This window comes from Ornithinibacillus sp. 4-3, assembly GCF_040958695.1.
Taxonomy (GTDB): Bacteria; Bacillota; Bacilli; order Bacillales; family Amphibacillaceae; genus CALAMD01.
On record NZ_CP162599.1, the window covers coordinates 2423502 to 2448765 of the forward strand.

A 25264-nucleotide genomic window follows, 5' to 3' on the forward strand; every position below is an offset into this window, starting at 1 on the left:
CATAGACGTCTCCGGAAGATTGAAGAAACATTAAAAATTAATGAAAATCAATTTTCAAAGAGTAAATGGGTTATTCTTCCTTGAAAAAGTGTACAATCTACCTTCTATTTTCAAGGAAGAGCGATACTCCTTGTTCTTAAAAAGCGGATTGTAATATTTTTAAATAGTCATCCTTCTTAATTGATCGAACATTACTTGGTGTAGAGCCATTTTGCTCTGCAAGCTCAGCCATCTTCTCGAAATCATCTTCTTTCACATACGATAATTCCTTTAATGTTGGAATATCTAAGCTTTGCGTAAATGCATATACCCCATCAATTAATTTCTGAATTGCCACTTCATCAACATCATGCTTATTTGCAAAATGCATAGTTCTTGCTAATTCTGCATGTAAAGGTTGATTTTCGGTTGCATTATACTGAATGACATATGGTAGGAAAACTGCGTTTGCAATGCCATGTGGTGTGTCATAAAGACTTCCTAATGCTTCTGCTAAACAGTGAACAGCTGCTACATCTGCTGAACCAAAGCAAAGTCCTGCTAGTAAGCTTCCTTCCTGCATCTTATATCTAGCCTCTAGATTCGCTCCATTTTCATATACTTTTGGCAAATACTCTACAATAGTTGCCATCGCACTTGCTCCCATAGCCTTTGAAATAGGGTTTGTTACTTTACATGTATAGCCCTCAATAGCATGTACTAATGCATCTACACCTGTTGCAGCTGTAATCGCTTTTGGTACAGTTAATGTGAGTTCAGGATCTAAAATTGCAATAATTGGTCTTAATAATTCATGCTTTAAAGTAATTTTTTTATGTGATGTAGATAAAGTAATAACAGATGAGCGAGTAACCTCTGACCCAGTTCCAGCTGTTGTAGGAATACAGATTAACGGAGCGACAGCCTTGTAAGCTTTCTTTCCTTTTACATAATCTTCAGGTGTTCCTCCATTTGGACCTAGTAAAGAAATCGCTTTAGCTGTATCCATTGGACTTCCTCCACCAATGGCTACTAAGCAGTCTACATTTTCTTTTCTAAATAATTCTGCACCAAGCACACATTCATTATCTCTTGGATTTTGAGATACTTGGTCGAATAAAATTACTGAATAGCCTGCTTCTAGTAATTGCTCTTCTATAGGTGTGATTAAGCCTGCTTGCTTTACACCAGGATCTGTCACTATCATAATCATTTTATTTGGTGCTACTATGTCTGCTAAAATCAGATTAATTTCTTTTGACTTTCCAGCACCCATTAGCATTTTCGTATTACAATAATATTCAAAGTTCATGGCTCCTCTACCCCTTCATTGTTATTTACTAAACTTGAAGATAGCTTACTTGAAAAACATAAGAAAATCCATTTTGAATATTGCTTCAAAATGGATTTTTATCTGGATTATTCAGGAATTAAGCCAATATCTTCAAAGTCTTCTGGATAATTCATTGTTTCAAAAACTTCATCAGAGGCTTCATCTTTAAGGTTAATCGTTAATTCATGCTTATCAGCTTCAATACCTGAAAATATTTGATAATATACACTAGAACTTGCAAGTGCAAGCATTGCAAAGCTTTCCATACCTTCTTCATACATTGCTTGATCTACCGTCACATTAATTTCTGTGTAATCTTTATTCTCTTCAATATTTTTAATAGATGTAAAGAATTCATTATCATTTACAATTCCAGCAAAGCTTTCTTGTAAATCCTCTTTCATTTCTTCCATTACTTTATCATGCTCTGATTTTGACATTACTATGGATAATGATCCATCGTCATTTTTATTAACTTCTTTTACTTCATTATCTTCTTCCATCTGTTCAACCATCTCATCGATAGTGAAAAGCTCATTATCGAACATAGTAGCAGGGAAAGTAATTGTTACATCACCACTTTTTCCACAACCAGCCAAGACGAATAAAGCAATGATAAGAAGCATTAATAATTTTTTCAAAAAATACCAACTCCATTTTTAATTATCCAACTCATTATCCTAGAGTTAAATGTTTTTTTCAATTAAATCTTATTAATTTTATTAAAATTCATATTATAGCAGTAGTTAAACAGCATTTTGATTTACCTTCTCCTACTATTCGGATAAAATTAAAATAAATTTGAAAGAAGGGGCTTGATAATATGGGACTTAATAAATGGTTTGAAAAAGGCTTAACAGCTGAGACATATAAAGCAGATTTAGATGCACATAAAGATAATTTCAATCATGTGTATAACAATTTTGAAATACCAAATGATGAAGCATTTTTCCAAGCAGCAAAAGAAAAGAATCTACGTGTCATTGCATTAGCAGAGGTTTGGTGTGGACATTGCATGTTAAACATACCTATTTTATTACATATATTAGAGAAGACAGAAATTCCAGTGCGCTTCTTACGACGTGATGAAAACTTAGAATTAATGGATCAATATTTAACCAATGGAAAATCTCGTACCATTCCAATTTTTATATTTATTGATGAGGATGGAAATGAAGTTGGCAAATGGGGACCATGGGCTCCAGCTACAAAAGAATTAGTAGATGAACTAAAAGTAGGTTTACCTCCAAAAGAAGCAGAAGATTATCAAGAGCAATTCCAGAAACTTATTAAAGCTTCAACGAAGGAATTTACAGAAAATGAAAAACTCTGGAATGGAGTATACGAAAGCATTAAAACAACTATTTCTAATATTTAACACTAAGTGACTGCCTTCAATTCATTTGTCGGCAGTCTATTCTTACATTTTTGCTTCCTTTTCAAACAAATGATATAATTTTTTTACCAAAAACAGGAGTTGGTTAGCATGGCTAACAAATTTGAGGTTGGACAAGTCGTGACTGGAAAAGTTACTGGGATTCAGCCATATGGATTATTTATTGCCTTGAATAAAGAACTACAAGGTCTCGTTCATATTTCGGAAATAACAAATGGATATGTTAGTAATATTTATGATCATATTTCTATTGGTAAAGAGGTAAAAGTAAAGATTATTTCCATGGATGGCCCACAGAAGATTTCCCTCTCTATAAAAGCAACCGAAAATAATCAAGAAAAAGCATCCAATCCCTTCTCTACTCAATCAGAAGATCAGCAAATAGGATTTGATTCCCTAAAAGAAAAATTACCACAATGGTTAAAGCAAGCTTCGAAAGAATTAAAATAAATTTTTATCTATGAGAAATTAATTAATAATCAAACGAAACTATTACAAAACTCAACGAACTAATCAAAAAATATAATTTACTCGTCAAAATAAGATAAATTATTTTCAAAAACATGTTTATGAAATTTTTTTCTGGGAATACTCTTAGTGTAAGACTTTCTCGTATTCCCCCTGTGAGCAGAGCGTTTATCGCTTTGCTTCTTTTTTTGCGATAATTTTGAAAGCATTTACATTTTAACTTTCTATTTATTCCGTTATAATAAGTTATATGTTAAGGAGGGAATACTATGTCAATCTTTGATGCAGTACATGAACGTAAAAATACAAAATCCGTAAAATGGGATCAACTTGAAGCAATTTTTGGTACAAATGATGTTCTTCCAATGTGGGTAGCTGATATGGACTTTAAAGCTCCTGAAGCTGTCAATGAAGCACTTATCGAGCGTGCAAAACATGGAATTTATGGTTACACAGTGATGGATGCAGGAGTAAAAGATTCTATCTTGAATTGGTTAAAAGATCGTCATCAATGGGAGATTAATGAGGAATGGTTATCCTTTAGTCCAGGGGTAGTTACTAGCTTACATATTGCTGTTCAAGCGTTTACAAACCCTGGTGATAATATTATTATCCAAACTCCAGTATATACACCTTTTTATAATGTAATTGAAACTCATGAGAGAAATGTAGTTAAAAATCCTCTCGTATTTAAAGACAATAGCTATCATATTGATTTTGAAGATTTTGAACAAAAGATTGTTGATAATAAGGTAAAAGCATTTATTTCTTGTTCACCACATAATCCAGCTTGTCGAGTATGGACAAAAGAAGAGTTAGAAAAAATGGCTGAAATTTGTTTGAAGCATGATGTACTGATTATTTCAGATGAAATTCATGCTGATTTGGTATATCCAAATGTACGTCATATTCCAATTGCTTCTCTTTCTGAAGAGATTGCCAACCAAACGATTACTTGTATGTCACCAACAAAAACATTTAATCTAGCAGGTCTACAAGCATCTTATATTGTTACTCCAGATGCTGAGAAGAAGAAAGCAATTGATCAGCATTTACAAAAACAAAGTATAGACCGCTTAAATACAATGGGTAATATTGCTTTAGAAGCAGCATACACACATGGTAAAGAGTGGTTAGATGAATTGATTTCAATATTAGAAGGTCATAAAAACTATATTAAAGAAATGCTAGAAACAAATACAAAAGAATTAAAAGTAGTAGATACAGAGGGAACTTACTTACTCTGGGTAGACTGTAGTGGATTAGAAATGGACGCAGATGAGCTGAAGAAGTTTATGATTGAAAAAGCTAAAGTCGGGCTTAACGCTGGTGCGGGATATGGTGAGGAAGGAAACCAATTTATGCGTATAAATATGGCATGCCCTCGCGCTACTATTGAAGAAGGCGTTAAGCGAATTATTGATGCTGTAAACAGCCGTTAATACCTTGAACTAGATACTAGATTTGTAGAATATAATCATAAAGACTGGTTGGATGTCATTCTTTAAATGACCTCTCAACCAGTCTTTATTAGTCTTCTTTATTTTTATTTTGTTTTTCATCAATTTCATACTGGTGCACGTCGATATCTTTATACTGTTCCTTAAATTTATGCTCATCTTTTTTTGATTTTTTATAAATAAAATACATTGCAGCTACTGCGCCAATCATAAAAATAACTAGCATAATAAATGCAGGAATATATTCCATCTTATCTTTTGGGAAATACAAAAACTCCATCATTGTACATCACTTCCTTCTTGCGTTATATTATAGCAAAGAGCATTGCTTTTAAGTACCAGATTAAATAAATGTTCGTTAATCTGTTACATTTAGAAAAAAATATAGATAAGGGGTATAACATATATGGCAGAGTTAGAAGTAGGTAAATATGTTTTAGCAAGCTATAATTCAGGTGCTTACATTGGAAAATTACTGGAAGATCGTAGAAATTTTCAATTAGTGGAAGTGCTTGCAGTAGTCAAGCATCCTAATCAAGGAGATCTTCATAATCCTGGTCAAGTTGAAAATGTTGCTTTTTTTGAACGTAAAGCTTTAGGATTTAAAGAAAAAATGAATGTTCAAAGAAGAAAGGTCCAAGCCTTTGATGGAGAAATTCCTGATTATCATGACTCATTAAAACAGGCCTTACAGCAACTAAAGGACGAACTATCTCAGGAAGATACAGCATTTAATAAAAAATCTTTAGAAAAACTTGCCGACCTAGAAGCACATTACTACCATAAATAAAAATCAGAACGAAAAGCGCAAGTCGCGCCCTTACAGGCTAAGAACGTGACGTCACGAGCACAACGTCCTGTACTAGCACATCCTGTACGTCAAAAAACGTAGAGATTGGAGCGGCACAACCGAGATAAAGGAAACATGCCCCTTTAAGGGTATCCAACGTTAGGCTTTAGCCTGGTTTTAGTTAGGCTTCCTTATAAAACAAAACCGATGTTAACTTATTATAGGGTGGCTCGCGTTAGCTCTTCGTTTTTGGCGCTCGGAGCTAGACAGCGCTACCTCTGAATAAGAAACAACCTGGAAAAAATTAATACTTTCCTATGCAATTATAAAAGCTAGAGTTTCAAGCACTCTAGCTTTCTACTTTCTCTCCTAAATGTTCAAGTATTACTTTTTCAATACTATTAGATGCATTTTCTTCATCCGGACCATTAGCAATAATATTAATCTCTGCTCCTTTAGGTATTCCTAAAGACATAACTCCCATGATTGATTTTAAATTCACTTTAATTCCATTATATTGAATGTCAATATCAGAGTCGAATTGCCCAGCTTCGTTTACAAGTAACGTAGCTGGTCTTGCATGGACTCCAACATCAGCCGTAATTAAATATGTATGCGTTCTCATCTTAGAACCTCCTGAATAAACTGTAATCAATTTCAGCTATAATTAAATTATAAAAGCTCCCTTATATTATATACAAACTTTCAAAAGGAAACCACTAAAAGAAAAAGATTTCCCCTAAGATATTCTTAATCTTATTTTTGGAAGACACCATTCTGAGATATTTTTAAATAGATTAGCGCTTTAAAAATAATGTATGCTTTCTATTTGCTAAACACAAAATATAGATATACTTTATGTTTATTATTTTACATGATGGGAAAATATTATAAAACTATAGAATGGATGGGATATGCTTGAGTATACTATGGACATTAATTGTTGGTGGTATTATCGGTTGGCTGGCAGGATTAATTACAGGAAAAGATATACCTGGAGGAATTATTGGTAATATCTTAGCCGGGATAATTGGAGGTTATTTAGGATCCCGCCTATTAGGTTCTTGGGGTCCTGAAATTGGTGACTTTTACATTTTCCCTGCATTGATAGGTTCAATTATTCTTATTATATTAGTAAGTATCCTGCTAAATATATTTAAAAGAAACTAATTAATTTAATAAGCTATTTACACAAAGAGAACATTTATCACAGATCCCTGTAATACTATACGGAAGAATTACAAGAAGAATGACGGTACTTATTTTCGAAATTGGAATAAGCATCGTCATTTACTATCTCCATAATTTACAAATGATTATGTGATACTCTTGCATGTTTAATATGATGTTGTTAAGAAGGCTTTGTAACTGACAAAAAACTTATAAATCTCAGATTAATAAATTCCACTAATAATAGTACGGGTAATAATACGGGAAAAATAAACGATGAAGCTGGAAAAACGGGAATCGAACGCGTCTAAAACGCCGAAATCTTCTAGGAAAACCGTACCCACCGTAGCCATAGCCAAATTGTCGTTCCATTCCTTCTCCGTGTTCCATATCACCAGACGGCACGAGCATTGTCACACCTTCATTATCAACATCTTCAATAATTCCATCATGTAATTGTCCCTCTGTTGTTTGAATTTGCACAAAATATAAATGAAATTTTTTACATGTCTCGTACATTTGTTTTGAGTGAGAGGTATGTTCCCTAGATTGCATATTCATTTCCTTATTATTAGACTTCTCATGATGCGGGTTCATTCTCTGATCATAAGGATTTTCGTGGTGTGAGCCTATTTCAGGTTGATGATTCATTGTACCATTCCTTTCTATAACTACTCCTTTCCAAACTATTCAGCATCTAGACAAATGTTACAAATAATTTTTAGACTAGATTGTTTATTACGCTAATATTAAAATAAGCGCTTATTCATTTATAACTAAAGCGAACGATAAATGTAGGGGCAAATATGCTAAAAGTTAGAAATGCATGAACAAGAGAGATAACATACCTATTGAAAAGGCATTATTAAAAACTGAAATAATGAATCAAATCCATCTATTCAAATAAAAAGAAAAGTTGTCATACAATAGCATCCTGTGAACACCTTTCCTGTATATGTTATTATACTATTTTTGAAACAAGCCAAGTGGATAGATACACACAATAATAATTGTCAGCGAACAATCCTTATACCACGTTCTCCTTTACTGACTATCCACAAAAATTTCACATAAAATACCAAATGAGTTAATATTTTTGTTTATTGCTTTTATTTTCCACATTTAATGTATTATATTCTTTATTCAATTGGACATAATATACCTACAATTCAATTGAAAAGGAATGATTGTATGCATGTATTACGTATAATTGTATTAACATTAATAATTATTGGTGCGCTTAACTGGGGATTAATTGGATTTTTTAATTATGATTTAGTTGCAGCCCTTTTCGGTGGTGACCAATCCGCAATTTCAAGAGTTATTTATTCACTAGTTGGATTAAGTGGATTATATGCATTATCTTTTTATTTTACAGATATTGACGATCGTCGCACAGAGACAGATAATTTAAATTACCAAACAGAATCAAGTGAAGAATTTAATATCCGTAATGATCATCGTGACAGAGATCCTCAAGACCGCTATTAGGCGGTCTTGTTTTTTTATTCTTATTTAAAATGATACCTGCTAACCTAGAGAAATTTGTTTTAAGTTATACTTTTCGTTATGATAACGCTACAGAGTATATTTTGGGGAGGAATAATGATGAGTATACATATTGGAGCAAACAAAGGACAAATTGCAGAAACCATTTTACTTCCAGGCGATCCACTACGTGCCAAATATATTGCAGAAAATTTTTTAACTGATGTTATTCAATATAACCATGTACGTGGAATGAATGGATACACAGGCGTTTATAAAGGTGAAAAAATTTCCGTGCAAGGTACAGGCATGGGAGTCCCTTCCATCTCGATTTATGTGAATGAATTAATTCAAAGCTATGATGTTCAAAAGCTTATTCGAGTAGGTTCCTGTGGTGCAATTTCTGAGGATATTCATGTAAGAGATATTATATTAGCTCAAGGTGCTACAACTGATTCGCAAATGAACCGCTTAGTATTTGGCCAAATCGATTATGCTCCTCTTGCCGATTTTGATTTACTCCATAAAGCTTATCAAATTAGCTGCAAGAAACATATTACTCCATTTGTTGGAAATGTTTTTACTACGGATTTATTTTATAAGGATAATGCAAAGGAAATTCATACACTTTTAGCAAAATATAATGTACTAGCAATTGAAATGGAGTCCACTGCTTTGTATACATTAGCTGCTAAATTTAGACGTCAAGCATTATCTATTCTTACCGTTTCTGACCATGTCATTACTGGTGAAGAAACAACCGCAAAAGAGCGTGAAACAACTTTTAAGGATATGATAGAAATCGCATTGGATACAGCATTAGAAAATTAATTATCAACCTTCTACTAAAGAAGGTTCTTTTTTTCGCTAAATGTTAACCGATTAAAATTATAGTTGACAATAAAAAGTTTATTATTTATTATCATGTATATAAGGAGGTGAAATATTATTAAATTACGTCCAATTGATTTAACATTTGGTGCATTATTTGTAGGATTAATGGCAATAGGAGCAAATATTACAGTTTGGTTTCCATTCTTAGCAGTTCCAATTGGAAGTGCTACAGTGCCAGTTACTTTACAAACATTTTTCGCGATTTTAGCAGGTTTAATGCTAGGGAGAAAATTAGGAAGCCTTTCGATGATTACATATATTTTAGTAGGTGTTGCAGGAGTTCCTATCTTTGCAGGACTGAAATCCGGGCCAATGATTTTTTTCTCAGCCACTGGTGGATTTATTTTATCTTTTGTATTTATTGCATTTTTCGTCGGCTGGATTGCAGAAAAGAGTAAACATAAAAAATTACTTCCTTACTCTATTGCTGCAATTATTGGCTTAATACTAAATTATAGTATTGGCGTAACATACATGTTTGCTGCGATGAATTTCTGGCTAGAGATTCCTATCAGCTACTCTCAAGCGTGGATTGTAATGGTTCCTTTTATGATAAAAGATTTCCCACTTTCGCTGCTTGCGGCTCTATTCATGGTTAATCTAGCTCATCGACTTCCGAGGCGCTGGATAAACCGATATGCGACAACGTAAAGGAAAACTTAATCTAATATAAAAAGAAAGGATTTCCAGAAGTATAAATTGCTGAAAATCCTTTCTTTTATTTAAATGTCTACCTATAAAACTTAAAAAATACCTCTTAAAACATTTGATAACCGCTCTTACGCAGCATTCGAATCACAATTCCCGAAACAATTGTTCCCACAAGACCTGACAAAAGTACCGTAATATCCACAACTGTTAAATTAATGATTTTATCATAAGCAGTAGAGAAAGATTCACTCGGTTTGAAAAGATAATCAAATGTTGAAATTCCATCAATAATAATCACAACAATAATTGGATAAATAAATGACATTAACCAAGTTTTTCTTAAGAGCATATTTAAAATAAAGGAAAGTCCGAAAAAGATGACGAAATATAATACGATAGATACAACTAATTGAATCAAGTTTTTTTCTCCTTCCATTACCAATGTACAAAATCCATTTTATACGATAAAGAAAATAAAGCAAAGACAATAGTCTGCCTTTGCTTCATTTATTATGCGAAAAAATTAAATTTGCCTTTTTTTAGTAACAATCCTAATCCACCGAGCTTTAATAAATACCGATTATCAATCATTTTCTTCATTAGAATTGCCTTCCATCCGAAGATTTTCCGGTTATTAAAAATAACTCCTATTGCATCATTATTTCCAAGTGAAGCTACTGTTCCTAAGTTTTGTGGTACGAATAATGCAAGATGTTCATTCCCTTGCACTAAACGATTTACATTTGCTGCAACAGTTACCGCTTCTTGAATTGCCATTTGCGCAGTAGGTGGAAACGGTCTACCAGTAGGTTCATCAATAATCAATGCACAATCACCAACAACAAATACATTATCATATTCAGGTGTGCGCATGTCTTTTCGAACTTCTACCTTCCCACGATTTGTTGTAAATCCAGATTTTTCTACTATGGTGTTTGCACGTACTCCTGCAGCCCAAACTTTAGTCATTGTAGGAATTTCATGTAGTTTCCCATCTTTTTCATAGACTACACTCTCAGTTTTACATTCTTTTAATAATGCATCTGTTATAAAATGCACACCTCTAGCTTCCAAGGAGTTCATCGCATATTCCACAAGCTCTGGGTCAAACCCAGGCATAATAGTTGATGCACCTTCTAACGCAACAATTTCTACTTGAGAACGATCAATATCATATTCTTGACAGAGTTCTGGTACACGGTTTGCTAATTCACCGACAAACTCAATCCCTGTAAATCCTGCTCCACCAACAACAATGGTTAAACGAGATGGGTTTTTTTCTACTTCATTATGATACATTGCAAACTGGTATTCGATGTGATCTCGAATTAATCGTGAACTGTTTACATCACCAATGGCATATGCATTTTCTTCTAATCCCGGGATACCAAATGTTGCTTTTTCAAATCCTAGACCAATGACTAAGTAATCGTATTTCACTTCATCATTCATCAATTTTACATAATTGTCTTCCGGGTGTATCGAAACAACTGTATCTTGAATAAACTTTACTTTATGAGGGTTGATCACATCTTTAATCGGAATTCGTATTCGATCATGATGTAATGTACCTGCTGCACTTTCATGTAACCAAGTTGATTGGTAATGATAGTCATTATTATTTATTAATGTAATTTTTGCTTGATTTCTTCCTAAGAGCTTCTGTAATTTCACAGTTGTCAATAATCCCCCATACCCAGCGCCTAAAACGACTATATTGGGTCTGTCCACACTAAATCACTTCTTTTCTCTTTTGTTTTACAATTATATTTCAATTGCAAACGTAATCAATCTAATTCGTCATAAAAACGTAACACTTTTATAATATTATTCTCTTTGGGAATGATTTTCAATACGAAGTTAAAAATTTGTAAAATTCTAACAACTATCACATGCCAATCTAGCTATTATACAACTTCTCTCAAATTGTGTTAGAATAGGGAATGTTAATATCTTAAAGTGAGCACTGGAGGTATATCCATGACAGATAATTTATATGACATTACGATCATAGGAGGTGGCCCTACTGGGTTATTTACTGCTTTCTATGGTGGAATGCGTTCAGCAAAAGTAAAACTAATTGAAAGTCTCCCACATCTAGGAGGGCAATTAACCGCCCTTTATCCGGAGAAATATATATATGATGTTGCTGGTTTTCCTAACATTCGTGCACAGGAATTAGTCGATAATTTAGAAAAACAATTAGAATTATTCGATCCAACTATCATTCTTGGGCAATCAATAGAAAAGGTAGAGCGCCTTGAAGATGGTACTTTTAAATTAACCTCAGCAGAAAATGAAGTTCATTATTCAAAAACAATCATTATTACTGCTGGGAATGGTGCTTTCCAACCACGTCGCCTGCTAATTGGTGATAGCGAATCCTTTGAAGATATTAATCTTCATTATTATGTGACAGATATGAATATTTATAAAGACCGGCATGTTCTACTACTAGGTGGTGGAGATTCCGCAGTTGACTGGGCATTAATGCTTGAACCAATTGCGAAAAAAGTTACACTTGTACACCGTCGCGATGATTTTAGAGCACATGAGCATAGCATAGACCAATTGAAAAATTCTTCTGTAGAAATTTTAACACCATATGTTCCAATTAAAATTGAAGGAAAAGAAAAAATTGAAAAAGTTATCCTTCAAGAAAATCGTGGTACAGATGAAATTTCTATTGATGTGGATTATGTTCTGTGTAACTATGGATTTATTTCAAATTTAGGGCCAATTAAAGATTGGGGCTTAGAAATTGAACGTAATAGTATTATTGTAAATCAGAAGATGGAAACAAATATCCCAGGCATTTACGCTGCAGGTGATATTAATACCTATGATGGAAAAGTGAAATTAATTGCAACTGGCTTTGGAGATGCACCAACAGCAGTGAATAATGCAATGCGATATATGGATCCAAAAGCGAGAGTACAACCAAAGCATTCAACGAGTATGTTTTAATAACAGATTAAAAAATTAGAGGGCTGATATCAGTCCTCTAATTTTTATTTAAATCGTTCACCAAGCATTTCTGAAAATCGCAAAAGATAACCATTAGGATCCTGCACTAAAAATTGGCAAACTCCAATTTCTCCATTGCCTCTACGATACCATTTCTCCTCTGGCTCCATAAAAAGAGGCCAATTTCTTTCGTTTAAGCGAGCTACAATAGACTCAAAAGAATCAACTGTAATCTCCAGATTCATCCCTCTCCCATATGGAATCTTAAGCTCAGCTGTTATCCAATTTCTTATAATCCCTTTCTCCTCAAGCATGATATGGGCATTTCCTAATGTTAAATAAGCAAAGCCATCTTCCTTACGGTCATATAGTATGGAAAAGCCACATAAATCACACCAAAAATCTAAACTAGCTTCTAAATTCTCAACAAGTAATTCTGGCACAAGTGAAGGTTCATTCATATTTTCAAGTCCCCCTTTTAATTTTAATATACAAAAAAACTGTGTAAGGAACTCCGTTCATACAGGTTCCTCACACAGCTCTTATTAACAATCTCCTGGTACACCAACATTTTCTTTTGTACGGAAGGATGAACCACATCCGCATGAAAATACTGCGTTTGGATTATTTATAATGAAGCCTCCGCCCATCATATTTTGTTTATAATCAATTTCTGTATTTTCTATGATAGGAATATCTGGTTTAGCAATTACCACTGGAATTTCATTGATTTCTTCAACTAGATCTAGATCTTCATTAATCTGTTGTTCAAATCCGATGGAATAGGATAATCCACTACATCCTCCACCTTTTACCCCAAATCGTAATTTCGCACCTGCTGGCTCTTCTTCCATCATTTTCTTTATTTGTCTACTTGCATTGTCGGTAATCGTAATTGTCATTTTACAAACCTCCTTATGGTAGATCAAAAGCAAACATACTTACTCTTTAATCTGTACATCATATTTTTCTAGCTCTTCATAAATTGTTTTTAAGCGCGGGATACCCTCAGCCACCAGCTCATCATTTACAAAAACAATTGGATAGAATAAATCCTCTTCAAAAATACGCTCCACAAAATCCTTATGCTTTTCCTCTTCTTGTGGTGTATCTATATCTATATATTCATATTGAATGTCATCGGCAATATATTTTCTTCCAACTGCTGCTTGTAGCCATTCATACGTGTCCTTAGATCCAGGTGCACCAACACAACTTGCACAAATTTGCTCCGCACCATATACTGTAATGGTAATATGTGTATTACTCAATAGATTAACCTCCTTTTATGATTTTTCTATTTAAATCATGCTCAATTAATTGAAATAATTATTATGAGTTATTTACATTTTACAAAATCCTGAATTAAAGGTAAAATATAATGGATTATTGAGAATGATTCTTAACAAATAATTTACCTTTTCTATAATTATGTTATAATATAAATTGATTAAAGGAGAGATGCAATATGCGTGAACAAGTACAAGATGTTTTAAATAAATTACGCCCTTATTTGCTACGTGACGGTGGAGACGTTGAATTAATTGATGTAGATGATAATGGTGTTGTTCAAATTCGTCTTATGGGTGCATGTGGTAACTGCCCAAGTTCAGCGATCACCTTAAAAGCTGGTATTGAGCGTGCATTAGTTACAGAAGTACCTGGTGTTACTGAAATCGAACAAATCTTTTAAAGAAAAAAAGCAGATATTTTAATATGGTACCTATAGATAGGGCACTTGAAAAAGAGTGTTTAATCTATAGGTATTTTTTTATATACTTAAATTTCAAGATATGTGGATTGGGGACAATTATGAGTAAAATAACATTCTCAACTAAAGAGATAATAACACTACAAAAGAATCCAAATGTACAACGTGTTAGCGAACGGTCCATTACATATACCGACGCTTTTAAAAATAAATTTATGGAGGAGTACCTAGCTGGCAAACTCCCTCGACAAATTTTTGATGAAAATGGCTTCGATGTGGACGTTATTGGGATAAAGCGAATTGAACAATCAGCTCACAGGTGGAAGAAAGCCTATGAAAGGAATGGGTTAATCGGTCTTACAGATTCAAGGAAAACGGGTTCGGGCAGACCATTAAAACGGGAACTTACACCATCCGAAGTGATGGAAAGACAAGAGGCAAGAATTAAGCTTCTGGAGGGACAAGTAGAACTATTAAAAAAGCTAGAAGTGACAGAAAGGAGGCTGCTAAACGCAAGCGAAAGTCTAGAACCGAGTAGAATATATCAGTTGATTTATGAGACCATTGAACAAAATCAATTTAAGCGAATGACAAAGTATTTTTGTGACCTTTTAGAGGTTTCGCGTTCAGGCTATTATAGCTATCTAGAGGCAGCTGAAAGACGAGAAGCAAGAGAAAAATTGGACTTAGAAGCGAAAAAAATCATACTAAAGGCATTTAATCGACGGGGGTATAAGAAAGGGTCACGTTCCATTAAAATGATACTGGAGAATGACTATAACATTATCTTTAGTCGTAAAAAGATTCAAAGAATCATGAATAAATATGGAATTGTCTGTCCTCATAGAAGGGCGAATCCTTATAAAAAAATTGCGAAAGCAACCAAGGAGCATCAGGTCGTTTCAAACAAGTTAAACAGAGAATTTAAGCAAGGAGTACCTGGAAAAGTGTTATTAACGGACATTACTTATTTGCCATATAACGGTAATTGTATGGCTTATTTGTCGACCGTAAAAGATGCGTCCACTAACGAAATCCTAGCTTACCATGTTTCAGATCGCATCACTTTAGACATCGCAACTCAGACGATCCATAAATTAGTTAATAACAAAAAAGTTACTTTACACAAAGATGCCTTTATCCACTCGGACCAAGGAAGCCATTACACGAGTCCAAGATATCAAAAATTATTAAAAAAATATGGTCTAGGCCAATCTATGTCTAGAAGAGGAAACTGTTGGGACAATGCACCTCAAGAGTCTTTCTTTGGTCATCTAAAAGATGAAGTTGACTATCAATCTTGTAAAACATTAAAAGAACTAAAGGCGAAAATAAATCATTACATGGTTTACTATAACAACTATAGGTATCAATGGAACTTAAAAAAGATGACCCCTATTCAATATAGGAATCATCTTCTAACTGCTTAGTCTCTTTTTTTATTGTGTCCTTGACATGGGTGCCAGTTTATTTTTATCTGCTTTTTATTATTTTCATTTATAAACATCAGAAAAGTGGTTCTTCTTCCTTCGATAGCTCTACAAAAAAAGGATAGATTCCTAAAAATAATGGGAGCAGACATAATAGAATAAAGAAAGCAATGTAAGAAGGACCAAAGACTAGATTACTAATCATGACTAAAGTAACCATTGAAAAAGGAATGAAGGTACTTTTTAATCTCGCCCGCTTTGTAAGATATTGTTTTTTCCCACAACAAGAGCAAGTCATACGGTTATCTAATCTAAAAGTTTGTTTAAATGTTTGTTTCCAGCTCCATTTTTGTCCACAATACTGGCAGGTCGGCATCTTGATTCCTCTCCTATACGTTACATTATTCAACAGGCGTCTTGGCTCCATGCCCCTTAAAATAACTAGATAAATTCTCTAAACATAATTTTATCATATTTTCACGAGTAGCTACACTTGCTGAACCAATATGTGGTAAACATACGACATTATCTAACTCCAGTAAGGGATGACTTGCACGAATCGGTTCAGTTGCAAATACATCGAGTCCAGCGGCTTTAATTTCACCAGCTTTAAGTGCTTCATAAAGTGCTTGTTCATCCATCGTCATTCCACGAGAAGCGTTTATAAAAATAGCAGATTGCTTCATCTTTTCAAATGCTTGTTTATTGAAAATTTGATGTGTGTCAGAAGTTAATGGTGTCAAACAGACAACAAAATCCGCTTCTGTTAATAGTTTTTCAAATGATACATAAGTTGCATCTAACTCTTGCTCTGCTTCCATCTTTCGTGAACGATTATAGTACAAAATATTCATACCAAAGCCTTTTGCTCTTCTTGCAACAGCTTCTCCAATTCTTCCCATTCCCACAATACCAATGGTTTGATGATGAATATCAGAACCAGCTAATAGGAATGGAGACCAATCTTTCCATTCATCCTTTTTAATAAATTCATTTGCTTCCACTATTCTTCTAGCTGTCGCCATTAATAAAGCAAAAGTTAAATCTGCTGTTGTTTCAGTTAGTACATCTGGTGTATTCGTCACTACAACCTGACGCGCTTTAGCCGCTTCCACATCAATATTATCATAGCCAACCGCCATATTTGCGACAAGCTGGAGATGTTTAGCCTTATTAAATACTTCTTCATCGATCTGGTCTGTTAAAAGACAAAGTATACCAGCTACATGCTCAACCTTTTCTAATAAAACTTCTCTTGGTACTGGTTCTGATTCTTTTTCCCACATTGAAAAGTGAAACTGCTCCTGATATGGCTGTAATAATTCATTTGGGATTTTTCTTGTTATATAAATATGTTGTTTTTCCAATGTGTAAATTCCCCTCTTTCTTTTATCAGCAAAAACTACTTTAACTAATAAAAATTCATATTATATCCACTTTACCACAGGTAATAATAAGGTTTCATTATTTTGCCCGATTATTTGAAAAAGTCTTTTTAATTTTTGCTCATAATCAGATTGATTTTCTATTCTTTGTTTTAACAGATCAAATAACTCTTCTTGACCATATGATAAACAGTCAGTTACTTGATCCATAATATGAATAGGAAATAATAATCTACCTATTAATAGTCTCCAGCTCAGTTTTGAGAATGGTAAAACGGATTCATAGCCTCTAAGAAAATTCCAAGCCTCTTCAACAGCAGAATCCTCTAAAGACAAAAATAAATTTCGAATATATTCAGTAACATCACGAATAGGATAATCATAAACAAATTCATCCAGCCAAATAATTTCTTGAGTCAGCTGATGTTGATAACGAATAAATGTGATTGCTGCTTTATCTGTAGCAGCATAATATTCTTCTTGTTCTGCTTCACGAATATACTGGATCGCATTTTCACATATTCCTATAATATAGGGCATAATATTCAGCATGTAACGATATTTTTCTTCCGATTGCTTCTGTGTTACTTCGATTATTTGTTTTTCTAAATTTGTTAATCTTTCTATCCAAAGATCCTTCCACTGCTTAAAATTAGAAATAACCATTGGTTGATATGGATAGTGCTGACTCTTTTTATGAAAGTTTGCCAGTTTTACACCATGATGCTCATCTGGCAACAGAGGTTTATCCCATGTAAATAAAACCATATAATATTGATCATTCCATCTGGTTAGCCATTCCCCAAAATTATTTTGAATTGGTAAAGCAATCTGTGGATAACCATTATAATGGAGAAAAACTGCTGCAGATGCCTGCTCCATAAAGATTTCTTCCTTGTTCATACCGGAAATGGTAAAATAAGTATATTCTTTGTTTCTCCAGCCAATTTTATCTGCTATTACTATTGACTCATTTACTTCTATTCCATAGTAAATCGATAGTAATTCTTGCAACTATATCTCCCCTTCCATTGTTAAATTAATATCAATAGAAATCGGGAGTTAGAACTTTAATTTGTAAATATATGCGTAGAAAGTAAAGGTGATTTAAATATGGATGAAGTTACAAAACAACAAGAACTTGAAATAAAGTCTAGGAAATTACTTCATGATCGTGGTGTGCAAGAAGTGGATATTGCAGAGCTCGTTTATTATTTACAAGCTAGTTATCATCCTTCATTAACATTAGACACCTGCCTGCATAACGTAAATCGTGTACTATCTAAACGTGAGGTACAGCATGCTGTTATTACTGGGATTCAGCTTGATATCTTAGCTGAACAAAATAAATTAGAAGAACCATTACAAAAAATTATTAAAACAGACGAAAGCCTATATGGCATTGATGAAATTATCGCCTTCTCTATTGTAAATGTTTATGGTTCTATCGGTTTTACAAACTATGGCTATATTGATAAGCAAAAGCCTGGTATTTTGAAAAGACTTAATGATAAAAACACTGGTGAGGTACACACCTTTTTAGATGATATTGTTGGGGCAATTGCAGCAGCTGCATCTAGCCGACTTGCACATGCATTGGTAGATGATGAATATCAAAATCCGCCTGAATAAATATAGTTGAAAGAGGATGAAACAAATTATCGTTTTAAACTGGCACCCATGTCAAGGACACAATAAAAAAAGAGACTAAGCAGTTAGAAGATGATTCCTATATTGAATAGGGGTCATCTTTTTTAAGTTCCATTGATACCTATAGTTGTTATAGTAAACCATGTAATGATTTATTTTCGCCTTTAGTTCTTTTAATGTTTTACAAGATTGATAGTCAACTTCATCTTTTAGATGACCAAAGAAAGACTCTTGAGGTGCATTGTCCCAACAGTTTCCTCTTCTAGACATAGATTGGCCTAGACCATATTTTTTTAATAATTTTTGATATCTTGGACTCGTGTAATGGCTTCCTTGGTCCGAGTGGATAAAGGCATCTTTGTGTAAAGTAACTTTTTTGTTATTAACTAATTTATGGATCGTCTGAGTTGCGATGTCTAAAGTGATGCGATCTGAAACATGGTAAGCTAGGATTTCGTTAGTGGACGCATCTTTTACGGTCGACAAATAAGCCATACAATTACCGTTATATGGCAAATAAGTAATGTCCGTTAATAACACTTTTCCAGGTACTCCTTGCTTAAATTCTCTGTTTAACTTGTTTGAAACGACCTGATGCTCCTTGGTTGCTTTCGCAATTTTTTTATAAGGATTCGCCCTTCTATGAGGACAGACAATTCCATATTTATTCATGATTCTTTGAATCTTTTTACGACTAAAGATAATGTTATAGTCATTCTCCAGTATCATTTTAATGGAACGTGACCCTTTCTTATACCCCCGTCGATTAAATGCCTTTAGTATGATTTTTTTCGCTTCTAAGTCCAATTTTTCTCTTGCTTCTCGTCTTTCAGCTGCCTCTAGATAGCTATAATAGCCTGAACGCGAAACCTCTAAAAGGTCACAAAAATACTTTGTCATTCGCTTAAATTGATTTTGTTCAATGGTCTCATAAATCAACTGATATATTCTACTCGGTTCTAGACTTTCGCTTGCGTTTAGCAGCCTCCTTTCTGTCACTTCTAGCTTTTTTAATAGTTCTACTTGTCCCTCCAGAAGCTTAATTCTTGCCTCTTGTCTTTCCATCACTTCGGATGGTGTAAGTTCCCGTTTTAATGGTCTGCCCGAACCCGTTTTCCTTGAATCTGTAAGACCGATTAACCCATTCCTTTCATAGGCTTTCTTCCACCTGTGAGCTGATTGTTCAATTCGCTTTATCCCAATAACGTCCACATCGAAGCCATTTTCATCAAAAATTTGTCGAGGGAGTTTGCCAGCTAGGTACTCCTCCATAAATTTATTTTTAAAAGCGTCGGTATATGTAATGGACCGTTCGCTAACACGTTGTACATTTGGATTCTTTTGTAGTGTTATTATCTCTTTAGTTGAGAATGTTATTTTACTCATAATTGTCCCCAATCCACATATCTTGAAATTTAAGTATATAAAAAAATACCTATAGATTAAACACTCTTTTTCAAGTGCCCTATCTATAGGTACCATATTATTTCAGCCTCTTTCTATTTTTTTATAAATGTGGAATCCATTCAGTTAGGCTGTCCACATAATGTGTTGCCTGCCTATCTCTTTGTTCATGATCTTGCTTTGAAGTAATTCCCGTAAATACCAACAGCGTATCTACATTAGCACTTAGTCCTGCTAAAATATCCGTATCGTAATTATCACCAATCATCATTGTGTCTTCTTTAGCTAATCCAAGTACTGCTAAAGCTTCCTCCATAATGATTTTTTCTGGTTTCCCAATAAAAGTTGGCTGAATTCCTGTACTAACTGCGACTACTGAAGTTAGCGCACCATTTCCTGGTAAAAAACCTTTTTCTGTAGGAATTGCAATATCACTATTCGTTGAAATAAATCTTGCCCCATTACGAATCGCAATACATGCTTTGGCTAGTTTTTCATAATTGATTTGTCTATCAATCCCCATAACAACAAAATCACAATTTTCATCTGCAATAGTTAAACCTTCATTTGCCAAACAGCTAATAATTCCTGTTTCTCCAATTACAAAGCATGAGGCTTCCTGTTTAACCTGTTTAATATATTTAGCAGTTGCCAAGCTCGAAGTAAAAATATTTTCTGGAGTAGCTTTAATTCCCATTCGCGTTAATTTGTTAGCTATCTCTTCTTGAGTTGAAGATGCATTATTCGTTAAAAATAAATAAGGAATATTTTTTTCATATAAAGCATCGATAAATTCCTGTGCGCCTTCAATTACTTCATTTCCTCGAAAAATTGTCCCATCTAAATCAATCATGTAACCTTTATATGTTTTCAATGCTCTCCGTCCTTTTATCTTCCTTCTTCATTTGAAAAAGTATTTGCCACACCAAGTTCATTTTCCAAGTAATCAGATACATATGTACTAAATTTTTCAATCGTTTCTTGTGTTTTCGTCAATGTGGACTGTAGTTTTTCATGATTAATTGCTAAATACTCTCTTACGATCATTTGACGCAATTCAATAATTTGTTTATATGCTTGCTCATCTGTTGATGGAATAACTCGTTCATCCACTAAAATGTCAATAATATCTTCATAGCTTCCGGGATCACGCATAATAAATCCATCAATCATCATATTTCCAACATCAATAATGGATTCAATAATCATATGAGTCATGCGTTCTAAGCTTAATTTTTCTTGACGTGTTGTAAATGAAAACTTTTTAATATCTGCTAAAATTTCATCAAAATATTTTAGTGTTTCTTCGATTTTACTGCGATCAACAAAATACATAAATAAAACCTCCTAAAAAATTGTTTTTCCAATACTTGGCTTGTATGTAATTCACCTGATATATAAAGAATATCTCCTAAAAGGTTGTGATTATCTAATGAAAAAAGAAATGAAAAAAATTGCTGCGCCATATTCAAAAAAGAAAATTCTTCATGTACCTCAAGAGTTTCCTGAAGGTCCATTTGGAGCAGCTTCTTTCGAAAAAGAGCCTCACAAAGAAAAGAACGAAAAGAAAGATTAAAGAATCTAATCCACTTTTTCTAATACAAAATATGCACAGCCAAAATTACAGTACTCAAATAAATAATCATCTAATGTACTTATTTTCGTATCATAGCTCGATTTAGAATTTTTATCATGATAAAACCCTTTTAAGCGAAGTTGGTCATAACCCCAGTCACCAACGATATAATCATATTTGCTTAAAATATCAGAATAACGTTCCTTTATTGCATCTTCTTGGAAACCGTCTTTCACATTTTCTATAATTTGATAATTTTTTCCTTGTAGTACAATCATTGATTTCACCCCGCTTATTCTGAGTATAGTTTACCATATTTTCATACAGTTGAGTATGAATGAATACAATGCTATTTCATTAGATGTTCTATGCTATTGTTGGAGTTGATTACCCATGTATTATAAGCAAATTTTCTATTTATGTTCCTTTTTTTATTTGTTTTTTATACCTTTTTTAGTACACGCGGAAGATTCTACAGAAGAAAAATTAGCTCAGGAAAGATTAGCACTATATAAAAAAACAGAAGCTCTTTCTCTTATCCCTTGGTATTATATTGCTGCTATTGATCAGTATGAACGAAATATTCAAACGGATATAGATCCGTCCTCTCTCATATCCATTCATGTTCCAGATGAAAAATGGTATGGGCTTAGCAATATAAGTAAACACTCCTCGGCAAATGTTATTTCGTTATTTGACGGGATTGGGCTAGATGGTAATGCTGATGGACTAGCAGATTCAACAAATCCAGAAGATATTCTATATAGCTTCTCACAATATCTTGCTAGTTATGGGACAACGAAAGAGGATATAAAAATTGCTTTATTTGATTATTATCAGCGGGATTTAACCGTACAAGCAATTACGCAAACAGCAGAAGTTTTTAAGAAATTCCAAGATATTGAATTGACCGACAGAACCTTCCCATTACCGACCACGCACAACTATACTTACCAAAGCACTTGGGGAGCAGGTAGAGGTTTTGGTGGGGTAAGGATTCATGAAGGTACAGATATTTTTGCCAGCTATGGGACACCTGTTCAGTCAACAACATATGGAGTTATTGAGTTAAAAGGTTGGAATTTATTCGGTGGCTGGAGACTAGGTATCAGGGATACACATAATATTTATCATTATTATGCACATTTAAACAGCTATCATGAGGGTATTGAGGTTGGAAGCATTGTAAAACCTGGTGATATTCTTGGGTCAGTTGGCTCGAGCGGCTATGGACCTCCTGGAACTGCAGGGAAATTTCCTGCTCATTTACATTATGGAATGTATAAAGATAACGGCCATAGTGAATGGTCCTTTGATCCGTATCCATATTTAAGAAAATGGGAAAGTACAGGTAAATCAAAATAGCTTATGTTCAGCTTCTTGGCTGAACATAAGCTATTCTTATCTAGAAATATTATCTTTCGGTATAGAAATGGAAGGCCCTCCTCCTTGACTACCACCACTTTGATAAAATTCTGGTACTTTCCCCATTACTACTCGTGAATCAATAAATACATTTGTACTTATTTCTGTAGTAGTCGTTGAAAATGGGATGATGATTTGAACATTAACAGAAACTGGGATATATATTTCAAATAATGCTGCATTCACTCCAAACTCCTTCACCTCATGCACAATATCTGTACGTAAACTACCAACAATTTCGAAATGAACAGGAATTTTTGGACCTAAATTTGCTAAAATAGTGCTTCCTGTTGCCATCCCGATTGGTATTTCTACGATAATCGGGGAATCTTCCTGCTTTTCTTCCTCCTCGGATAATAGTTCTTCTGGCAAGGTTCCTGCTGAATCCCCTTGATATAAAAAATACTCTGCTCGCTCAGTTGCTAACCGAAGGGCTTGATTAACTGCTGCAGAATTCCAACCAAGCACAGAAACATTATCATCATTGTCATAAGCGATATCCACCAAATTATCAAAGGCAATATTTTCGGTAGACTTTACTGCTGCATTAATCGTTCTTGTAGCAAACTCAATTGTTTTTTCTTCTGCAATATGCATTAATGTTGGTTTTATTCCACGATCAATAATTAATATGCTACAGATGATTAGTATGATAAAAATAATGACAGTTAAGATAAAAATAACTCTCGCTGTTGGAGGCACACTAGTCCTTCGCTTGAAATGTATTTTTCGCAAATTGAAAACCCCCTTAAAACAAAATATGCTTGTTTTAAGGAGGTTAGAATATTAGACTTTATCTATACAATATAACAAGAGGTAATCATAATATTTAATGCCTTTGATAAGTCCAAATCATAGTATTCACTATTTCCTGTATCATCTACATCCATAATTCTAATGATAGGTCGATCATAAAGATGTTGGTTCTGCCTTACTACAACTCCTTTTCGCCCATCACTTAATTCAACAGTAATTCCATTTGGATAAATAACAATGCTTTTCTTAAAGGCTTCTACTATCTTAATATCAAATTTATCTGTCGCCTGTGCATAAAGTATTTCTAGCCCTTCATGTGGCAGCATTGCTTTTCTATATACTCTGTTGGTTGTCACCGCATCAAATACATCCGCTACACCAATGACTTTCGCATACGTATGAATCTCATTTCCTACCAGCTTTCGAGGATAACCTGAGCCATCTAATCTTTCATGATGCTGATAAGCACAATGCGCTACTACAGTAGGTAAATCTGTATGCTGACGAATAAAATCAAAGCCTAGCTCTGGATGCTGCTTCATCTCTTCATATTCTTCGGTAGTTAAATGGGCTTCTTTTTTTAAAATCGTATCATCGATAAATATTTTCCCAAAATCATTCAAAATAGATCCTAAGCCTAGCTCAATTAATTCTTTTTCACTAAATCGTAATTGAGAGCCAATTGCTAATGCATACAAAGCTACATTCAAAGAGTGTTGGAATAAATAATCATCTGTAACTAATATATCAGCTAACAGTGATAAACCATCTTTTTGCACTGACATATTTTCTATGAGGTTTCGAATCATTTTAGTAAGCTTTTCTTCTCTCTTATTGAAAATAAAGTTTTGTTCCATTTTCATTTCAGAAAATACTTCTCTAATTGTTTTCGTAGCCTCTATTCGTAAATCACTCGGAATAGATAAGTTTACATAAATATCTTTTGTCGAGTCCTCTTCGATATAAATGCATGTAATTCCACGTTTTAATAGGCTCTCTTTCAGTTGTTCTGTCACCACTACACCCTGGCGAACTAAAACACTTCCTGTCTCATTATATATGGTCTTTGCTATCGTTTTATTTGGTTTCACAGTTCGTGTGGACGCAAGCCTCATAATCCTTCTCCTCCAAAATCAATCTCACCCTAAAACGATTATAGTCAATTTACAATCCATTTCTTTCGCTAAGGTAAGGGCTTTACCTAATCAGTAGAAAATTTGCTTCACATTCTAACCAAATTGCTATGCACAGATGAATGTAAAAAGTTCTACTACTGTAGTTAAAATCATGAATAATCAATATTTTAACTAGTTTTGGAGTGATTCTATTCA

At 33.7% G+C, this 25264-nt stretch carries 33 protein-coding genes; 14 read left to right on the plus strand and 19 right to left on the minus strand.

Translation table 11 applies throughout. The annotated features are described in order from the left end of the window. Window positions 1–136: 136 nt before the first annotated feature. Window positions 137–1291, minus strand: coding sequence for an iron-containing alcohol dehydrogenase (locus tag AB4Y30_RS11885; RefSeq protein ID WP_368652447.1), 1155 nt, complete (start codon window positions 1289–1291; stop codon window positions 137–139). Window positions 1292–1398: 107 nt separating this feature from the next. Continuing rightward, window positions 1399–1953 carry a hypothetical protein gene (locus AB4Y30_RS11890; RefSeq protein WP_368652448.1) on the minus strand — a complete coding sequence of 185 codons (555 nt, stop codon included), beginning with the start codon at window positions 1951–1953 and terminating at the stop codon, window positions 1399–1401. A 182-nt stretch (window positions 1954–2135) separates the two neighbouring features. On the opposite strand from AB4Y30_RS11890, the gene AB4Y30_RS11895 reads away from it, so the two are divergent. From AB4Y30_RS11895 to AB4Y30_RS11905, 3 genes are all read left to right on the plus strand, one after another. After that, window positions 2136–2690 carry a thioredoxin family protein gene (locus AB4Y30_RS11895; protein ID WP_368652449.1) on the plus strand — a complete coding sequence of 185 codons (555 nt, stop codon included), beginning with the start codon at window positions 2136–2138 and terminating at the stop codon, window positions 2688–2690. 108 nt (window positions 2691–2798) lie between these two features. Then, the gene (locus AB4Y30_RS11900; protein ID WP_368652450.1) at window positions 2799–3158 is read left to right on the plus strand and encodes a CvfD/Ygs/GSP13 family RNA-binding post-transcriptional regulator; all 360 of its coding nucleotides are present in this window, start codon (window positions 2799–2801) and stop codon (window positions 3156–3158) included. A gap of 287 nt (window positions 3159–3445) precedes the next feature. Continuing rightward, window positions 3446–4618, plus strand: a complete 1173-nt coding sequence (locus tag AB4Y30_RS11905) for a MalY/PatB family protein (RefSeq protein ID WP_368652451.1) — start codon at window positions 3446–3448, stop codon at window positions 4616–4618. Window positions 4619–4706: 88 nt separating this feature from the next. Here AB4Y30_RS11905 and AB4Y30_RS11910 read toward each other — a convergent pair whose 3' ends face one another. Next, the gene (locus AB4Y30_RS11910; RefSeq protein WP_368652452.1) at window positions 4707–4919 is read right to left on the minus strand and encodes a hypothetical protein; all 213 of its coding nucleotides are present in this window, start codon (window positions 4917–4919) and stop codon (window positions 4707–4709) included. Between the two features lie 123 nt (window positions 4920–5042). On the opposite strand from AB4Y30_RS11910, the gene kapB reads away from it, so the two are divergent. Next, window positions 5043–5426 (plus strand): sporulation phosphorelay system protein KapB, encoded by a 384-nt coding sequence (gene kapB, locus AB4Y30_RS11915; protein ID WP_368652453.1) that lies wholly within the window; start codon window positions 5043–5045, stop codon window positions 5424–5426. Between the two features lie 349 nt (window positions 5427–5775). Here kapB and AB4Y30_RS11920 read toward each other — a convergent pair whose 3' ends face one another. Beyond that, the gene (locus AB4Y30_RS11920) at window positions 5776–6051 is read right to left on the minus strand and encodes a phosphocarrier protein HPr (protein WP_368652454.1); all 276 of its coding nucleotides are present in this window, start codon (window positions 6049–6051) and stop codon (window positions 5776–5778) included. A gap of 293 nt (window positions 6052–6344) precedes the next feature. Here AB4Y30_RS11920 and AB4Y30_RS11925 point away from each other — a divergent pair, with 293 nt between their 5' ends. Beyond that, window positions 6345–6596, plus strand: a complete 252-nt coding sequence (locus AB4Y30_RS11925; protein ID WP_368652455.1) for a GlsB/YeaQ/YmgE family stress response membrane protein — start codon at window positions 6345–6347, stop codon at window positions 6594–6596. Between the two features lie 237 nt (window positions 6597–6833). On the opposite strand, the gene AB4Y30_RS11930 is transcribed toward AB4Y30_RS11925, so the two are convergent. Beyond that, window positions 6834–7247, minus strand: coding sequence for a hypothetical protein (locus tag AB4Y30_RS11930; protein ID WP_368652456.1), 414 nt, complete (start codon window positions 7245–7247; stop codon window positions 6834–6836). Window positions 7248–7787: 540 nt separating this feature from the next. On the opposite strand from AB4Y30_RS11930, the gene AB4Y30_RS11935 reads away from it, so the two are divergent. The 3 genes from AB4Y30_RS11935 to AB4Y30_RS11945 all read left to right on the plus strand — a co-directional run bounded on the left by AB4Y30_RS11935 (window position 7788) and on the right by AB4Y30_RS11945 (window position 9629). Beyond that, window positions 7788–8087: a DUF378 domain-containing protein gene (locus tag AB4Y30_RS11935; protein ID WP_368652457.1), complete on the plus strand. Its 300-nt coding sequence runs from the start codon at window positions 7788–7790 to the stop codon at window positions 8085–8087. A gap of 117 nt (window positions 8088–8204) precedes the next feature. After that, window positions 8205–8915 (plus strand): purine-nucleoside phosphorylase, encoded by a 711-nt coding sequence (gene deoD / locus AB4Y30_RS11940; RefSeq protein ID WP_368652458.1) that lies wholly within the window; start codon window positions 8205–8207, stop codon window positions 8913–8915. A 168-nt stretch (window positions 8916–9083) separates the two neighbouring features. Then, entirely contained in the window at window positions 9084–9629 is a 546-nt protein-coding gene (locus AB4Y30_RS11945; protein WP_368652459.1) for a biotin transporter BioY, read from the plus strand. Window positions 9630–9735: 106 nt separating this feature from the next. On the opposite strand, the gene AB4Y30_RS11950 is transcribed toward AB4Y30_RS11945, so the two are convergent. Both AB4Y30_RS11950 and AB4Y30_RS11955 read right to left on the minus strand, forming a co-directional pair. Then, entirely contained in the window at window positions 9736–10047 is a 312-nt protein-coding gene (locus AB4Y30_RS11950; RefSeq protein ID WP_368652460.1) for a YuiB family protein, read from the minus strand. A gap of 92 nt (window positions 10048–10139) precedes the next feature. Further along, entirely contained in the window at window positions 10140–11360 is a 1221-nt protein-coding gene (locus AB4Y30_RS11955; RefSeq protein WP_368652461.1) for an NAD(P)/FAD-dependent oxidoreductase, read from the minus strand. A gap of 249 nt (window positions 11361–11609) precedes the next feature. Between AB4Y30_RS11955 and AB4Y30_RS11960 the strand changes: the two genes are divergently transcribed. Continuing rightward, window positions 11610–12596 carry an NAD(P)/FAD-dependent oxidoreductase gene (locus AB4Y30_RS11960; protein ID WP_368652462.1) on the plus strand — a complete coding sequence of 329 codons (987 nt, stop codon included), beginning with the start codon at window positions 11610–11612 and terminating at the stop codon, window positions 12594–12596. Between the two features lie 44 nt (window positions 12597–12640). Here the strand turns inward: AB4Y30_RS11960 and AB4Y30_RS11965 are convergent, their stop codons facing one another. From AB4Y30_RS11965 to AB4Y30_RS11975, 3 genes are all read right to left on the minus strand, one after another. Then, a complete protein-coding gene (locus AB4Y30_RS11965; protein ID WP_368652463.1) occupies window positions 12641–13057 on the minus strand; it encodes a bleomycin resistance protein in 417 nt (138 codons plus the stop codon). Window positions 13058–13141: 84 nt separating this feature from the next. Beyond that, window positions 13142–13498 (minus strand): HesB/IscA family protein, encoded by a 357-nt coding sequence (locus AB4Y30_RS11970; protein WP_368652464.1) that lies wholly within the window; start codon window positions 13496–13498, stop codon window positions 13142–13144. 39 nt (window positions 13499–13537) lie between these two features. Then, entirely contained in the window at window positions 13538–13867 is a 330-nt protein-coding gene (locus AB4Y30_RS11975; protein WP_368652465.1) for a YuzD family protein, read from the minus strand. A gap of 197 nt (window positions 13868–14064) precedes the next feature. On the opposite strand from AB4Y30_RS11975, the gene AB4Y30_RS11980 reads away from it, so the two are divergent. Both AB4Y30_RS11980 and AB4Y30_RS11985 read left to right on the plus strand, forming a co-directional pair. Further along, window positions 14065–14289, plus strand: coding sequence for a NifU family protein (locus AB4Y30_RS11980; RefSeq protein WP_368652466.1), 225 nt, complete (start codon window positions 14065–14067; stop codon window positions 14287–14289). 119 nt (window positions 14290–14408) lie between these two features. Beyond that, window positions 14409–15737 (plus strand): IS3 family transposase, encoded by a 1329-nt coding sequence (locus tag AB4Y30_RS11985; RefSeq protein ID WP_368652467.1) that lies wholly within the window; start codon window positions 14409–14411, stop codon window positions 15735–15737. Window positions 15738–15813: 76 nt separating this feature from the next. Here the strand turns inward: AB4Y30_RS11985 and AB4Y30_RS11990 are convergent, their stop codons facing one another. The 3 genes from AB4Y30_RS11990 to AB4Y30_RS12000 are packed head-to-tail and all read right to left on the minus strand — an operon-like array spanning window position 15814 to window position 18136. Continuing rightward, window positions 15814–16164, minus strand: a complete 351-nt coding sequence (locus AB4Y30_RS11990) for a TIGR04104 family putative zinc finger protein (protein WP_368652468.1) — start codon at window positions 16162–16164, stop codon at window positions 15814–15816. Beyond that, a complete protein-coding gene (locus tag AB4Y30_RS11995; RefSeq protein ID WP_368652469.1) occupies window positions 16139–17104 on the minus strand; it encodes a 2-hydroxyacid dehydrogenase in 966 nt (321 codons plus the stop codon). Before AB4Y30_RS11995 ends, AB4Y30_RS11990 begins: the two co-directional genes overlap by 26 nt. 60 nt (window positions 17105–17164) lie before the next feature. Then, on the minus strand, window positions 17165–18136 hold the full coding sequence (locus tag AB4Y30_RS12000) for a hypothetical protein (protein ID WP_368652470.1): 972 nt from the start codon (window positions 18134–18136) through the stop codon (window positions 17165–17167). A 99-nt stretch (window positions 18137–18235) separates the two neighbouring features. Here AB4Y30_RS12000 and AB4Y30_RS12005 point away from each other — a divergent pair, with 99 nt between their 5' ends. Further along, on the plus strand, window positions 18236–18754 hold the full coding sequence (locus AB4Y30_RS12005; RefSeq protein WP_368652471.1) for a phosphatidylglycerophosphatase A: 519 nt from the start codon (window positions 18236–18238) through the stop codon (window positions 18752–18754). Window positions 18755–18829: 75 nt separating this feature from the next. On the opposite strand, the gene AB4Y30_RS12010 is transcribed toward AB4Y30_RS12005, so the two are convergent. The 3 genes from AB4Y30_RS12010 to AB4Y30_RS12020 form a co-directional block, all read right to left on the minus strand. Further along, window positions 18830–20158 (minus strand): IS3 family transposase, encoded by a 1329-nt coding sequence (locus AB4Y30_RS12010; RefSeq protein WP_368652467.1) that lies wholly within the window; start codon window positions 20156–20158, stop codon window positions 18830–18832. A gap of 121 nt (window positions 20159–20279) precedes the next feature. After that, on the minus strand, window positions 20280–21050 hold the full coding sequence (locus AB4Y30_RS12015; RefSeq protein WP_368652472.1) for a TIGR01457 family HAD-type hydrolase: 771 nt from the start codon (window positions 21048–21050) through the stop codon (window positions 20280–20282). A gap of 14 nt (window positions 21051–21064) precedes the next feature. Next, complete coding sequence (locus AB4Y30_RS12020; RefSeq protein ID WP_368652473.1) at window positions 21065–21511, minus strand: DUF86 domain-containing protein; 447 nt, start codon at window positions 21509–21511, stop codon at window positions 21065–21067. A gap of 97 nt (window positions 21512–21608) precedes the next feature. On the opposite strand from AB4Y30_RS12020, the gene AB4Y30_RS12025 reads away from it, so the two are divergent. Next, window positions 21609–21752 (plus strand): hypothetical protein, encoded by a 144-nt coding sequence (locus AB4Y30_RS12025; protein ID WP_368652474.1) that lies wholly within the window; start codon window positions 21609–21611, stop codon window positions 21750–21752. Window positions 21753–21757: 5 nt separating this feature from the next. Here the strand turns inward: AB4Y30_RS12025 and AB4Y30_RS12030 are convergent, their stop codons facing one another. Beyond that, on the minus strand, window positions 21758–22030 hold the full coding sequence (locus AB4Y30_RS12030; RefSeq protein ID WP_368652475.1) for a YutD family protein: 273 nt from the start codon (window positions 22028–22030) through the stop codon (window positions 21758–21760). A gap of 115 nt (window positions 22031–22145) precedes the next feature. On the opposite strand from AB4Y30_RS12030, the gene AB4Y30_RS12035 reads away from it, so the two are divergent. Then, window positions 22146–23117 (plus strand): M23 family metallopeptidase, encoded by a 972-nt coding sequence (locus AB4Y30_RS12035; RefSeq protein ID WP_368652476.1) that lies wholly within the window; start codon window positions 22146–22148, stop codon window positions 23115–23117. 36 nt (window positions 23118–23153) lie between these two features. Here AB4Y30_RS12035 and yunB read toward each other — a convergent pair whose 3' ends face one another. Together yunB and AB4Y30_RS12045 are read right to left on the minus strand one after the other, a co-directional pair. After that, a complete protein-coding gene (yunB, locus tag AB4Y30_RS12040; RefSeq protein WP_368652477.1) occupies window positions 23154–23912 on the minus strand; it encodes a sporulation protein YunB in 759 nt (252 codons plus the stop codon). A gap of 62 nt (window positions 23913–23974) precedes the next feature. Then, on the minus strand, window positions 23975–25048 hold the full coding sequence (locus AB4Y30_RS12045) for an HD-GYP domain-containing protein (protein ID WP_368652478.1): 1074 nt from the start codon (window positions 25046–25048) through the stop codon (window positions 23975–23977). Window positions 25049–25264: the final 216 nt, after the last annotated feature.